This window comes from Thermobifida cellulosilytica TB100, from assembly GCF_001517975.1.
Classification (GTDB): Bacteria; Actinomycetota; Actinomycetes; order Streptosporangiales; family Streptosporangiaceae; genus Thermobifida; species Thermobifida cellulosilytica.
In genome coordinates, this window is record NZ_KQ950180.1 from 582597 (window position 1) to 596030 (window position 13434).

At 70.2% G+C, this 13434-nt stretch carries 13 protein-coding genes; 11 read left to right on the top strand and 2 right to left on the bottom strand.

Annotation, left to right across the window (positions count from 1 at the left end; genetic code table 11):
• Nucleotides 1-416 precede the first annotated feature (416 nt).
• The 7 genes from AC529_RS02425 (at nt 417) to AC529_RS02450 (ending at nt 7006) form a co-directional block, all read left to right on the top strand.
• Nucleotides 417-1298, top strand: coding sequence for an ABC transporter substrate-binding protein (locus AC529_RS02425; RefSeq protein ID WP_068754416.1), 882 nt, complete (start codon nt 417-419; stop codon nt 1296-1298).
• Nucleotides 1299-1307: 9 nt separating this feature from the next.
• Nucleotides 1308-2270 carry an amino acid ABC transporter permease gene (locus tag AC529_RS02430; protein WP_068753273.1) on the top strand — a complete coding sequence of 321 codons (963 nt, stop codon included), beginning with the start codon at nt 1308-1310 and terminating at the stop codon, nt 2268-2270.
• 10 nt (nt 2271-2280) lie between these two features.
• Nucleotides 2281-3069 carry an amino acid ABC transporter ATP-binding protein gene (locus AC529_RS02435; RefSeq protein WP_068753274.1) on the top strand — a complete coding sequence of 263 codons (789 nt, stop codon included), beginning with the start codon at nt 2281-2283 and terminating at the stop codon, nt 3067-3069.
• A 109-nt stretch (nt 3070-3178) separates the two neighbouring features.
• Nucleotides 3179-3661 carry a GNAT family N-acetyltransferase gene (locus AC529_RS02440; RefSeq protein ID WP_068753275.1) on the top strand — a complete coding sequence of 161 codons (483 nt, stop codon included), beginning with the start codon at nt 3179-3181 and terminating at the stop codon, nt 3659-3661.
• 1070 nt (nt 3662-4731) lie between these two features.
• Nucleotides 4732-4980 (top strand): winged helix-turn-helix domain-containing protein, encoded by a 249-nt coding sequence (locus tag AC529_RS19350; RefSeq protein ID WP_198156269.1) that lies wholly within the window; start codon nt 4732-4734, stop codon nt 4978-4980.
• 800 nt (nt 4981-5780) lie between these two features.
• Nucleotides 5781-6206 (top strand): ATP-binding protein, encoded by a 426-nt coding sequence (locus tag AC529_RS02445; protein ID WP_068753276.1) that lies wholly within the window; start codon nt 5781-5783, stop codon nt 6204-6206.
• Nucleotides 6203-7006, top strand: a complete 804-nt coding sequence (locus tag AC529_RS02450; protein WP_068753277.1) for an RNA polymerase sigma factor SigF — start codon at nt 6203-6205, stop codon at nt 7004-7006. Before AC529_RS02445 ends, AC529_RS02450 begins: the two co-directional genes overlap by 4 nt.
• A 49-nt stretch (nt 7007-7055) precedes the next feature.
• On the opposite strand, the gene AC529_RS02455 is transcribed toward AC529_RS02450, so the two are convergent.
• Entirely contained in the window at nt 7056-7457 is a 402-nt protein-coding gene (locus AC529_RS02455; protein ID WP_198156270.1) for a hypothetical protein, read from the bottom strand.
• A 110-nt stretch (nt 7458-7567) separates the two neighbouring features.
• Between AC529_RS02455 and AC529_RS02460 the strand changes: the two genes are divergently transcribed.
• Nucleotides 7568-8503 carry a diacylglycerol/lipid kinase family protein gene (locus AC529_RS02460; RefSeq protein ID WP_068753279.1) on the top strand — a complete coding sequence of 312 codons (936 nt, stop codon included), beginning with the start codon at nt 7568-7570 and terminating at the stop codon, nt 8501-8503.
• A gap of 342 nt (nt 8504-8845) precedes the next feature.
• Nucleotides 8846-9109 carry a WhiB family transcriptional regulator gene (locus AC529_RS02465; protein ID WP_068753280.1) on the top strand — a complete coding sequence of 88 codons (264 nt, stop codon included), beginning with the start codon at nt 8846-8848 and terminating at the stop codon, nt 9107-9109.
• A gap of 27 nt (nt 9110-9136) precedes the next feature.
• Here AC529_RS02465 and AC529_RS02470 read toward each other — a convergent pair whose 3' ends face one another.
• A complete protein-coding gene (locus AC529_RS02470) occupies nt 9137-10708 on the bottom strand; it encodes a sensor histidine kinase (RefSeq protein WP_068753281.1) in 1572 nt (523 codons plus the stop codon).
• Nucleotides 10709-10873: 165 nt separating this feature from the next.
• Between AC529_RS02470 and AC529_RS02475 the strand changes: the two genes are divergently transcribed.
• Both AC529_RS02475 and AC529_RS02480 read left to right on the top strand, forming a co-directional pair.
• Nucleotides 10874-11620 carry a GntR family transcriptional regulator gene (locus tag AC529_RS02475; RefSeq protein WP_068753282.1) on the top strand — a complete coding sequence of 249 codons (747 nt, stop codon included), beginning with the start codon at nt 10874-10876 and terminating at the stop codon, nt 11618-11620.
• A gap of 136 nt (nt 11621-11756) precedes the next feature.
• The gene (locus AC529_RS02480) at nt 11757-13427 is read left to right on the top strand and encodes an acetolactate synthase (RefSeq protein WP_068753283.1); all 1671 of its coding nucleotides are present in this window, start codon (nt 11757-11759) and stop codon (nt 13425-13427) included.
• The last annotated feature ends 7 nt before the right edge of the window (nt 13428-13434 follow it).

The window sequence follows — 13434 nt, forward strand, 5'->3', positions numbered from 1 at the left end:
CGCGTCCCCCTCGGCTGGGACGGGGACAGTGATGCGGTGGGAAGCAGCGAGCGGAGAGGGTCGAAACTGCGGGTGGAGACTCGTCCACACCGATCTCTGGTGATCGGTTGCGGCGGTCGGGACTCTCCGCAACGGTTGTGCGGAAGCGCTGCCAGCGGTACGGGGGGTGGCCCGTTACTCAATCATCTCACAACGGTGACCGCAGCCCCATGCCCGGGAGTGGATGATTAATGACTAATACCCCACAACCTGGACATTCTGACCACGCATGCGGCGCGTGGACCACGCGCCGCACCAGGCTGGCCCACTCCGGTGTGCCTGCACCCCAGAGGGAGGAAACCGACGTGAAGGACCTGTGGCGCTCCGCGGAACCCGCGACGGCCCGGGACACCCAGCTCTCCGGCCCCCGCCGGCGCCTGCTCCACCTGGCCGCCCTGCCCGCGGCGGCCGTGCTGACCCTGAGTGCCTGCGGAGGCGGCGGCGAGGAGGCCGGAGGCGGAGGCGACGACGCACCGGCCGCCGACGCGGAACTCGCCGCGCTGGTCCCCGACGACCTCGCCGAGCGGGGCGTCATCACCATCGGGGTGGACAGCGAGTACCCGCCGGCCGAGTTCCTCGACACCAACGGCCAGACCGTCATCGGTTTCGACGTGGAGCTGTTCGACGCCGTCGCGGCCAAGCTCGGCCTGGAGACCGACTGGCAGTCCGCCCCGTTCGACTCCATCATCACCGGTGTCGACTCCGGCAAGTACGACGTGGGGGTCTCCTCCTTCACGATCACCGCCGAGCGGCTGGAGAACGTGACCATGGTGAGCTACCTCGTCGTGGGCACCCAGTGGTTCGGCCTGGCGGGCAACCCCGAGGGCGTCGACCCGGACAATGCCTGCGGCAAGCGGATCGCGGTGCAGGCCGGCACCATCCAGGTGGACGACATCCAGGCGCGCAGCGACAAGTGCGTCGACGAGGGCAAGGACCCCATCGAGATCCAGCAGTTCGAGAGCCAGACCCAGGCGACCTCCTCGGTGGTGTCCGGGCAGAGCGACGCCAGCCTGGCCGACCTGCCGGTGGCCGCCTACGCGATCGAGCAGACCGGCGACAAGCTGGAGACCTACGGGGAGCAGTACGAGGCCGCCCCCTACGGCGTGGTGCTGCCCAAGGACGACGCCGAGCTGGCCGAGGCGATCCGGGCCGCCTTCGCCGCCATCATGGAGGACGGCACCTACGGCGAGATCCTGGCCGACTGGGGTATCGAGAGCGGCGGTATCGAGGCCCCCGAAGTCAACCCGGACGTGGAGTAGCGGCCGACCGTGGATACGCAGACCGGTCCGTCCCGGGCGGAGGCGTCTTCGCCCGGGACGGGTTCCCCCGAGTTCATCAAGGCCGTCCCGGTCCGTCACCCCGGCCGCTGGGTCGCGGCCGGGGTGCTGCTGGTGTTCGCCGCCATGTTCGCGCACATGTTGGTCACCAACGAGGCGTTCAACTGGCCGTTCATGGTGGAGAACATGTTCTCCGAGCCGGTACTGCTGGGCGTGCGCACCACGCTCGTGCTGACCCTGCTGGCGATGCTCATCGGCGTCGTGGTGGGCATCGCCGTCGCGGTCATGCGGCTGTCCGGCAACCCGGTGCTGGCCGGGGTCGGCTGGTTGTACACCTGGTTCTTCCGGGCGGTGCCCCGCCTGGTGCTGTGCGTGCTCTTCGGCAACCTGGGCGTGCTCTACAACCGCATCGACCTGGGCCTGCCGTTCGACCACTACTGGGCGCCGCTGCTGGGCCTGGAGTCCGCCCGGTTCTACTCCTTCGACACCCGTGACCTCCTCACCCCCTTCGTCGCGGCGCTGCTGGCGCTCGCGCTGTCGGAGGGCGCCTACATGGCCGAGATCGTGCGGGCCGGGCTGCAATCGGTGGACCCCGGGCAGACCGAGGCCGCCCAGGCGCTGGGGATGCGGCGCTCCACGGTGCTGCGCCGGATCACGCTGCCGCAGGCGCTGCGGGTGATCGTGCCGCCGACCGGCAACGAGGCCACGGCGATGCTCAAGGACACGTCCCTGGTCGCCTACGTGCCGCTGACCACCGAGCTGTGGTTCCAGTTGCAGGCGATCGGCAACCGTACCTACGACCCGTTCCCGATGCTGGTCGCCGCGTGCCTGTGGTACCTGGCGATCACCAGCGTGTTCATGGTCGGCCAGTACCTGCTGGAGCGCTCCTTCGCCCGGGGCGACCGGCGGGCGGGGGCCGGGCTGAGGCTGCTGCGGGTCCAAGCCAGGAATTGAGGCGTGCTCGATGGTCGCAGAGAACATCCCCGAAGCTGACGACCGCATGGTGGTGGCCGACAACATCCACAAGCACTACGGGCGGCTCCACGTGCTGCGCGGGGTCGACCTGGAGGTGCGGCGCGGCGAGGTGTGCTGCGTGATCGGGCCGTCCGGCTCGGGCAAGTCCACCTTCCTGCGCTGTGTCAACCACCTGGAGAAGATCAGCGCGGGCCGCCTGTGGGTGAACGGCCAGCTCATGGGTTACCGGGAGAAGAACGGCAGGTTGTACGAGCTGCGCGAATCGGAGGTGGCCGCGCAGCGCCGCGACATCGGCATGGTGTTCCAGCGGTTCAACCTGTTCCCCCACATGTCGGTCCTGGCCAACGTGACGGAGGCTCCCGTCCAGGTCAAGCGGATGCCCCGGGCCGAGGCCAGGGAGATCGCGATGGGACTGCTGGAGCGGGTCGGGCTGGCCGACAAGGCCGGCGCCTACCCCGAGCAGTTGTCCGGCGGCCAGCAGCAGCGGGTGGCGATCGCCCGGGCGCTGGCGATGAACCCGTCGCTGATGCTGTTCGACGAGCCCACCAGCGCGCTCGACCCGGAGCTGGTGGGCGAGGTCCTGGACGTGATGCGGGACCTCGCCGAGGGCGGGATGACCATGATCGTGGTGACCCACGAGATGGGCTTCGCCCGCGAGGTCGGCGACACCCTCGTCTTCATGGACGGCGGAGTCGTCGTGGAGCGCGGCGCCCCCCGGGACGTCCTCGACTCCCCGCAGCACGAGCGGACCAGGGCGTTCCTCTCCAAGGTGCTCTGAGCGGCCGGGTGCGCGGTCGGCGGCCTCCCGCCGCCCCCGCGCACCCGGCCGCCCACCGCCGGGGTTACCGTGGACGGGCTGTCTCCGACCGTCTTGTGAGGTCTCTGCCGTGATCCGCCCCGCCCGTCCCGAGGACGTCCCCGCCATCACCCGCCTGGTCCGCGAACTGGCGGAGTACGAGAAGGAACCGGAGTCCGCGACGGCCACCGAGGAGGACTTCGCCGCCGCGCTGTTCGGCCCCCATCCGGCCGTCTTCGCGCACGTCGCCGAGCACACCGCCGAGGACGGCTCCACCAGTGTCGTGGGCATGGCGCTGTGGTTCCGCAACTTCTCCACCTGGACCGGCCGCCACGGCATCTACCTGGAGGACCTGTACGTGCGCCCCGAGTTCCGGGGGCGCGGCTACGGCCGGGCGCTGCTGACCGAGCTGGCCCGGATCTGCGTGGCGCGGGGGTACCGGCGGCTGGAGTGGTCGGTGCTCGACTGGAACTCGCCCGCCATCGGGTTCTACCGGTCGCTGGGGGCCGTGCCGATGGACGAGTGGACGGTCTACCGCCTCGACGGGGAGGCACTGCTCACGCTGGGACAGTAGCCGCACCTAGCGAGGATGCCCCGGGAAGCACCTCCCCGGGGCATGGGATCGGCCGCGGAGTAGACTGGTCGGTGCTCGGCGGACGCTCGGCGTCGCGCCACGGGCCGGGCAGCACACCGCCCCCGCGGAGCCAGTCGTCTAGTGCGGCGAACGCAGCGTACGTGTCCGGGAAAACGTCCGCACGCTCGCGGAGCGCGTCAGAGAGCACGTCGTACAACCAGTTCGCGTGTTCTCCCGCATCCCACAACGCGGGAGCGTCCGCGGGCTCCGGTTCCGGCTCGAGGTGATCACGGGTCACTGTGCGGCCCCCTTCGCGTGCTCGCGCTCAGAAGCGATGTGGTAGCCGCGGACCAAAGCGGCTTGCGGGTTGACGTTCTCCGCGCGAACGACCGGTGTCCCCGGCAACGGTGACCCGTACGGGTCAGCGGTTGCGGTCGCGGGAAGCAGTTCCGCATAACGACGCCCGCGAGCGGCTCGAGGTGCTCGAGCGTCTCTCCCGCGGACTCGAGGTGCGTCCGCATGGCGCTCACGGGCACGCTCGCCGACGTTCACGGACTCGCCGCGGTGAAGTGTCCGGAGCGCTCGGCGAGGTTCCCTCGAGCAGTTCGCGGGCTCTCCGCGGACCGCTCGAGCGGCTCCCGCTCAGCAACGCTCCGGCGAACCGTCCGCGGGCTCGAGGTGTCCGCGGTACCGGTCCGCAGCTCCGGCAAGGTGCTTCGGTGAGCCGTCCGCGGGGAAGCAGCCGCGGAGTTGCTCGCGAGCGGCTTCCGGGTGGCTCGGCGAGCCGCGACGAAGTGCTCTCGCGGGCTCCGTTCTGCGAGCGGCTCGCGAGGTGCGGCGTGCGTGCCGCGGGAGGGGCGAATCGCGCGCGAAACCAGCGCGCACAGGGCAAGTAGAGTTCTCACTGTCAACGCTCCTGGGAAGCGTTGGCCACGCCCCCGGGAACGTTGGCCCGTCCGCCGGGGTCCGTTTTCGCGGAACTCTGATCCTGGCCGCTCTGCACCGCTCTGTACAGCGGTACGCCGCTACCCACCCATGTGCGCAGCTCAAGGCAGTTCTACAGTGAGCGCGTGAGCGACGTTCCGGACTTCAAACCGTCAGAAGCGGCGTACGTATACGCGGAAATGGCGGACCACCTCGCCGCACGTATCGAGTCGGGAGAACTCCCCGCGGGAGCGCGGTTGCCCGGCGAGCGGGAACTAGCGGAGTCCTACGGTGTCGCACTCGGTACGGCGCGGCGTGCGGTCAAGGAACTCAGAGACCGCGGACTGGTGATCACGCTTCCCGCGAAGGGAACGTTTGTGCGTCCGACGGACTAGCGCGAGCCGCGCACCTCCCCAAACCACAAAAATCGGGAGCGTGCCACTCGCCGAGCACACTCCCGATATCTGCTCTACTCCGCTCCCGCGGCAAGCCTTGCCGTACCTCGCGGCACGCTCGCCGGACCGAGCGGCAAGGCGAGCGGCAAGCTGTACCGCTCCCGCGGCAACGCTCGCCGAACACCTCGCCGAGCCGGTTCCCGCACGCGAACGCACCTCGAGAGCAATTACTCTCCGTCGACAGTCAACCCAACGCAAAGTAACCGTCATGTGTGTTGTCCCTGCTCGAACGGTGCGCGCTCGGCGAGCGGTACCGGTCCGCCGAGCAGCCCCGCGGCGACACCTCGCGGAGCAACCCGCGGACCGGCGAGCATCCCGCAGCAAGCAGCTCCCGCACGCGACCGGTCCGCGGACCGGCGAACGCGGGAACGCGCGCGGGAGGTGTCCGGTAGCGGCTCCGGCGACGTCACGGGCTCGGCGAGCCGAACGCGGCACGGCTCGCGGCGAGCACGTGTCAGCGTCGCGCTGACACCTCGCGCTCGGCGAACCGCTCCCCGCACGCGCGAGCCCTACAACGCAAAAACCGGGGTAGCCCCACGCACAGATGCGTAGACCTACCCCGGTTCATCTCGCGGACGCTCCGTAAGTCGGCGCACCGGCCGCGCCCCCTTCGCGGACCGGACACGCTGTAGGGCCGCCCCCACGCTCTGTGAGGGATGATCAGCGTTCAGGTGTCACGTACCCCGGGGGAACAAGATAGATTGCTTACAAGCGGCAATCTCGCTTCCCTAAGGAGGGACGTGACCGAAGACACCGCTGTACCGACGGCGGACGCCATGGGCGTGAGAGACACGGTGACGGTCCGCATGCCCGCGGACAGCGCCTATCTCTCCGTGCTCCGCACGGCTACGGCAGGGCTCGCCGCCCGTCTCGATTTCACCCTGGACGAGATCGAAGACCTGCGTATCGGGGTGGACGAGGCGTGCGCGATGCTCCTCACCCAGGCGCTGCCCGGTACAGATCTGACCACGGAGTTCGAACTCACCGGGGACGGGATGCGCATCAGCGTTTCGGTGCTGACCACGGACGGGCGGCTGCCGGCGCGTGACACCTTTGCGTGGACCGTACTCTCGGCGTTGGCCGGTGACGTCGACGCCGTCGTCGGTTCCGATGACCGGGTATCCATCGTCCTGCACAAACGCCGCGACCCGGTGGAGTCGGCGTGAGTGAAAGGGGGCCCGCTCTGACGGCGCAAACGGAGCACTCGACGCCTGACCGGGCCCGTGCGCGGGAGCTGTTCGAACGTCTGGGCGAACTCGACCCGGACGCGCCGGAGCGCCAGCGCATCCGGGACGAACTCGTCGAGCTCCACCTCCCGCTGGTGGAGTACCTCGCCCGCCGGTTCCGCAACCGCGGCGAGTGGCTCGACGACCTCACCCAGGTGGCCACGATCGGGCTGATCAAGTCCATCGACCGATTCGACCTGAACCGCGGGGTGGAGTTCTCCACCTACGCCACCCCGACCATCGTCGGCGAGATCAAGCGGCACTTCCGGGACAAGGGGTGGGCGGTGCGGGTGCCGCGCCGCCTACAGGAGCTGAAGCTCTCGCTGACCAAGGCCGTCAGCGAACTGTCCCAGCGGCAGGGACGCGCGCCCACGGTCGCCGAGCTGGCCGAGTACCTCAAGATGTCCGAGGAGGAGGTGCTGGAGGGACTGGAGTCGGCCAACGCCTACTCCACCGTCTCCCTCGACGCCCCCGACAACGGCGACGAGGACTCGCCGGCGGTCGCCGACTCGCTGGGGATCGTGGACGAGTCCCTGGAGGGCGTGGAGTACCGGGAGTCGCTCAAACCGCTCCTGGAACGGCTTCCGCCCCGGGAGAAGCGCATTCTCCTGCTGCGCTTCTTCGGCAACATGACCCAGTCGCAGATCGCTGCGGAGCTCGGCATCTCGCAGATGCACGTGTCCCGACTGCTGGCGCGCACGCTCGCCCAACTGCGTCAGGCTCTCACCAGCGACGACTGACGCCTCTCCCGCCCCGCGTCACGGCCACCGGCGTCCGTGGCGCGGGTGGTCACCTCCGGTTCCGGGAGGGGCCCTCGGCGGGGAAGAGCGTGGCCGTCGTCTGCGGGGCGAGCACCAGGGCCAGGGTGAGGAGCGCGTAGCCACCCAGGGCCAGGCTCATCTCGGGCTGGTCGCTGGTCCACATGTAGTAGGCGACCACCAGGGCGAAGATCTGGGTCAGCACGACCGGCGTGCGCGCCCAGTCCCGGAGGCCGTACAGGCCCCAGGAGACGTAGCAGAGCGCAGCGCCGCCGCCGAAGGCGAACACCGCCAGGGGGAGGGCGAAGGTGATGTCCGTCGCGTTGCCCAGCAGCGTGTTGACCAGGACGTAGCCGCCGAGGACGAGCAGCAGCAGCCCGAGCAGCGCTTCGCACACCGCGGCGAGGAGAAGGGTGATCGGTCGTCGGGACACGTGTTCACTGTAACCCGGCTCCTCCGGCACCCCGCCACGGGGACCTTCGGCGTTCCGGGGCGGGGCTCCCGTCCGGCTCCGCCTACCCGCCAGGTCAATAGACTGGCCGTGTGCGTGCCCTGTTCATCTCCAATCCCCACGCCACCACGATGACCCCCCGCTCGCGCGAGGTGATCGTCCGTGCGCTCGCCAGCGACATCAAGCTCGACACGGCTCTGACCGAGTACCGCGGCCACGCGGTGGACCTGGCCCGGCAGGCCGCCGAGGACGGCTACGAGCTGGTGATCAGCTTCGGCGGCGACGGAACCGTGAACGAGGTGGCCAACGGGCTGATGGCCGTCCCCGAGGAGCAGCGGCCGGTCTACGCCGCCCTTCCGGGGGGCAGCGCGAACGTGTTCGTCCGCGCGCTGGGGCTGCCCGTCGACCCCGTGGAGGCCACCGGGGCGGTGCTGGAGGCGCTGCACACGGGTTCGCGGCGCACGGTGAACCTGGGCCGCATCGACGGCCCGGACGGGGGCCGCTACTTCACCTTCTGCGCGGGGTTCGGCTGGGACGCCGACGTGGTCCACGAGGTGGAGCGGCAGCGCAAGCAGGGCCGTCGCGCCACCCCCGCCCTGTACACGGCCATCGCGCTCAACCTGTTCTTCAGGGGCGGCATGGGGGGCGACCCGTCGCTGAGCGTGCACATGCCGGAGCGCCACCCGGTCCGGGGCCTGTACTTCGCGCTGGTGACGAACACGACCCCGTGGACCTATGCGGGGCCGTCCCCGGTGCAGCCGACCCCCCGGTCCCGCTTCGAGCTGGGGCTGGACGTGTTCGCGTTGACCAGGGTGGATACGATGACCACCGCCAACGTGCTGCGCATGATGTTCTCGGCGAAGGGGCTGCCGCCGCGGGGGCGCGGCTACCTGACCTGGCACGACCGAGAGGAGTTCACGATCCGCTCGCGGTGGCCGCGGGCGTTCCAAATTGACGGAGAATACCTCGGACACCGGCAACAGGTCAACTTCCGATCGGTTCCGAAGGCGTTACGAATCGTGGCTTAAGAGAACATAAAAGCCGAGCCCAGGGCACTTGTGACGTACGCGACACCCCATATCGGGCTTTCGTGCGCCTTCTCTCTTGAAAGCTTCTCTTAACCCTGCCACGCTCAAAGTATCGCCGCACGTTACGGGCGCGTTAACGGTTGGTTCCGGGCTCGGTGGCCGCATTTTTCCAGGTTTCCGCGCAGCGACCGCCAGAAACGACCGCGACAGCCCGTGTGGGGCGCGCGAAGGAGGCAGCGGGGACCGTTCGCACTACTGCGGCGGCCCCGAAACGCCCTGCTTCGTGAACTGTTTCACAAGGCCGACGACGCCCCGACCGCCTCACCGTGAGGAGTGACCCGCATGGACTGGCGCCACCACGCTGCCTGCCGTGACGAAGACCCCGAACTTTTCTTCCCCATCGGCAACTCCGGTCCGGCACTGATCCAGATCGAAGAGGCCAAGGAAGTATGCCGCCGTTGTTCCGTGAGCACCGCCTGCCTTCAGTGGGCGCTGGAGACCGGTCAGGACGGCGGTGTCTGGGGCGGGATGAGCGAGGACGAACGCCGCGCCCTGAAGCGCCGCCGTTCGCTCCGCCCGGCCGTCCAGTTGCGTACCGCGGTCTGAGCTGAGCCCTCGTCCCACCGTCCGTTCTCAGTTGTAGTACTGGACCTCATGATCCACCGGCAAGTCGAGCAGGACCTTGGTGCCGCCGCCCTCCTGGGGGATCATCTCGAGCCGGCCCGCGAGTTCGCCCGTCACCAAGGTCCGGACGATCTGCAGTCCAAGGCTACTACTGGTCTCCAGGTCGAAGTCGTCGGGTAGTCCCGTTCCGTCGTCGACCACCTCGATGATCAACCTTCCCGCACCCCTTCCGCTTTCGAACTCGTCCGGTCCCGGCACCGGCGCCTGACGGCGCACCCGCACCTCGATGGTGCCGGGACCGTACCGGAGTCCGTGCTCGACCGCGTTCTGCACCAGTTCGGCCAGAACCATGGAGAGCGGGGTCGCGACCAGCGCGGACAGCAGGCCGAAGTGCCCCACCCGGCGCGGTGCCACCGCCGCCGCGCCGGTGGAGGACACCTCCGCGGCCATCTCGATGACCCGGTCGGCGATGTCGTCGAAGTCCACCGTCTCGTCCGGCGTGTGCGAGAGCATCTCGTGCACGATCGCGATCGACCCGACCCGGCGCACCGCCTCGTCCAGGGCCGCGCGCCCCTCGGAGTTGTGCAGTCGGCGGGCCTGCAACCGCAGCAGGGCCGCGACGGTCTGCAAGTTGTTCTTCACCCGGTGGTGGATCTCCCGGATGGTGGCGTCCTTGGTCATCAGCTCGCGCTCCCGGCGCCGCAGCTCGGTGACGTCGCGCACCATGACCAGCGCGCCGATCCGCTCCCCGCTGATGATCAGCGGGATGGCGCGCAGTTGGACGGTGGTGCCGCGGGCCTCCACCTCCGCCTCCAGCGGCACCCGGCCGCCCGCGGTCCAGCTCAGGGACTCGTCCCGCGGGTCGGGGTCGGCGGACAGCTCCACGGTGGTGCGGGCCAGCGAGGTCCCCACGAGGTCCGTGGCCAGGCCCAGGCGGCGGTAGGCGGACTGGGCGTTGGGGCTGGCGTAGACCACCCGTCCCTCGCGGTCCAGGCGGACCAGGCCGTCCCCGACGCGGGGCGAGCGGACCATCAGCGGCCCCTGGTCGCTGAACGGGAAGCCGCCCTCGGCGATCATCTGCGCCAGGTCGTTGGCGCTCTGTAGGTAGGTCAGCTCCAGACGGCTCGGCGTGCGCGCCGCGCTGAGGTTGGTGCTGCGCTGGATCACTCCCAGCATGACCCCCGCCCGGCGCACCGGGATCGTCTCCTCGCGCACCGGGACGCCGCCCGACCAGTCGGGGTCGCCCTCCCGGCAGATCCTGCCCTCGCGCCAGGCGCGGTTGATGAGCGTGCGCTTGTTGCGCAGCACCGGGGGCACGGGGTCCGGCTCCCCCTCGGCGGCCGGCACGTCCGGCAGGAACGTCTCGACGAGGTCGTTCTGGAACGCGGTCGGCCCGGTGGTCGGCCGCATCTGGGCGACCGCGACCCAGCCGTCGTCGTTGCGTACGCGCACCCAGAGCAGCAGGTCGGCGAAGGACAGGTCGGCGAGCAACTGCCAGTCGGAGACCAGGGCCTGCAGCCACTCCAGGTCCACCGTCGTGAGCGCCGTATACCTTCTGATGAGGTCACTGAGGTGAGGCACTCACAAATCATCCCATGAGGCGGGGCATACTCAAGAGATGCGGCTTTCTACCAATGGCCTACACCAGTTGCCGTCTTTTGCGGCGGCCCGACTACACGTCGGACCCCGGGCACTGCGAGGATGCAGCAAACGCCGAACAGGCGGGGATCGGTGGAGGAAATCGACGTGACGGGTCAGCGAACAGTTGAGGACAGCCCTCGGGTTCCGAAGTACTACCAGGTCAAGAAGCAGCTCCTGGAGCTGATCGAGACAATGCCCGCCGGCAACCCGGTGCCACCGGAGCGGACGCTGGCGACCCAGTTCGGCACGTCCCGCACCACGGTGCGCCAGGCTCTCGCCGAGATGGTGGTGGAGGGCCGCCTGCTGCGCATCCAGGGCAAGGGGACCTTCGTCGCCAAGCCCAAGGTGACCCAGGTGCTGCAACTGACCAGCTACACCCAGGAGATGCGCTCCCACGGCCTCCACCCGGACACCCGGATTCTCGACGTGAGCCACGTCAACGCCGACGAGGAGCTGGCCGGCCTGCTGGCCATCCGGCTCGGCGGCCGGGTGCTGCGCATCGAACGGCTGCGGCTGGCCAACGGCGATCCGATGGCCGTGGAGACCGCCCACCTGCCCGCGCGCCGCTTCCCGGGCCTGCGCCGCCAGTTGAACAAGTACGCCTCGCTGTACGAGGCCCTCGCCGCGGTCTACAACGTGCACCTGGCCGAGGCCGAGGCGACCATCGAGACCGTGCTGGCCACCCCCAACGAGGCGCGGCTGCTCGGGGTGGACGTCGGGCTGCCGCTGGTCCTGCACTGCCAGCACAGCTTCGACGCGGAGGGCAACCCGGTGGAGTGGGTGCGGTCGCTGTACCGCGGCGACCGGTACAAGTTCGTGACCCGGCTGCGTCCCCCCAAGGAGCGGAGTTAGGAGCACTCCGCACGCCCTGTCGGAACCGAATTCTGTGAGGTGCCTCACCCAAGAACGCTACTCGCTGGTAATTTGGTGGCGGGCGGCCCCCTCCCGCCCTCACCCGCCACCCCACCAGCAAGGAGCGTGACAGCACATGAGCGCCTCCTCCCACTCCGAGCCCGCCGTGAAGCTCACCGGCCACGGCGGCAACCACGCCGTGGAGGTCGCCCGCCGCCACGGCGTGGACACCGTCTTCACGCTCTCGGGCGGACACGTCTTCCCGGTCTACGACGGCGCGGTCACCTCCGATCCCCCGCTGCGCCTGCTGGACGTGCGCCACGAGCAGACCGCGGTCTTCGCCGCCGAGGCCGTCGGCAAGCTCACCCGGCGGGCCGGGTGGGCGGTGCTCACCGCCGGGCCGGGCGTCACCAACGGCGTCAGCGGCGTGGCCACCGCGCACTTCAACGGCTCCCCGCTGGTGGTGGTCGGCGGCCGGGCCCCGGACAGCCGCTGGGGGCAGGGCCTGCTCCAGGAGCTGGACCAGCCTCCGCTGTTCAGCACGATCACCAAGCGCGCGTGGACCGTCCACGACCCCGCCCTGATCGCTCCCGCGCTGGACGAGGCGTTCACGCTCGCCAACACCGCCCACCGCGGACCGGTGTTCGTGGACATCCCCATGGACCGCCTCTACGACCAGGCCGAGGTCACCCTGGAGGCACGCCCCGCCGGGGCCGACCGCTCCCCCGACCCCGACGCGGTGGCCGCCGTCGCCCGCCTGATCGGCGAGGCGCAGCGGCCGGTGCTGGTGTACGGCTCGGACGTGTGGCTGGACGGCGCCGAGCAGGTCGCCCTGGAGGCCGCCGAGGAGCTGGGCATCCCGGTGGTCACCAACGGCCAGGGCCGCGGCGTGCTGCCCGCCGGGCACCCGCTGCTGGCCACCCGCGCCCGGGGGTTCGCCCTGGGCCGCGCCGACCTGGTCGTCGTCGTGGGCACCCCGCTGGACTTCCGGCTCAACCACGGCCTGTTCGGCGGCCGCGACGGCGCCCCCCTGGCCCGCACCGTGCACATCACCGACTCCCCCGGCCAGCTCGCCACGCACCTCACCCTGGCGGGGGCGGTCTCGGGCGACCTCTCCCTGGTCCTGCGCGGCCTCGCCGAACAGGCCGCGCCCCGTCCCGAGGTCGCGCAGTGGCGCGCGGAGGTGGCCGAGGCGGCCGCCGCGACCGCGGCCAACGACCGCGAGGTCCTCGACAGCGACGCCTCCCCCATCCACCCGGCCCGCATCTACGGCGAGCTCAACCGGGTCCTGGACGACGACGCGGTGGTGATCGGCGACGGCGGCGACTTCGTCTCCTACGCGGGCAAGTACGTGGAGCCGCGCCGTCCGGGCAACTGGCTGGACCCCGGCCCGTTCGGCTGCCTGGGCACCGGCATGGGGTACGCGATCGCCGCCCGCCTGACGCGCCCCTCCTCCCAGGTGGTGGCCCTGTTCGGGGACGGCGCGCTGGGGTTCTCCCTGTCGGACGTGGACACCCTCGTCCGGCACAACCTGCCGGTGGTCATGGTGTGCGGCAACAACGGCATCTGGGGGCTGGAGAAGGCGCCGATGCAGTTGGTCTACGGCTACGACGTGGTCGCCGACCTGGCCCCGCAGACCCGCTACGACCAGGTCGTCACGGCCCTCGGCGGCGGCGGGGAGCTGGTCACCGACCCCGCCGAGATCGGTCCGGCGCTGCGCCGCGCCTTCGACTCGGGCGTCCCCTACCTGGTCAACATCGTCACCGACCCGGAGAACGTCTATCCCCGCAAGACCATGGGGGTGTGAGGCCCGG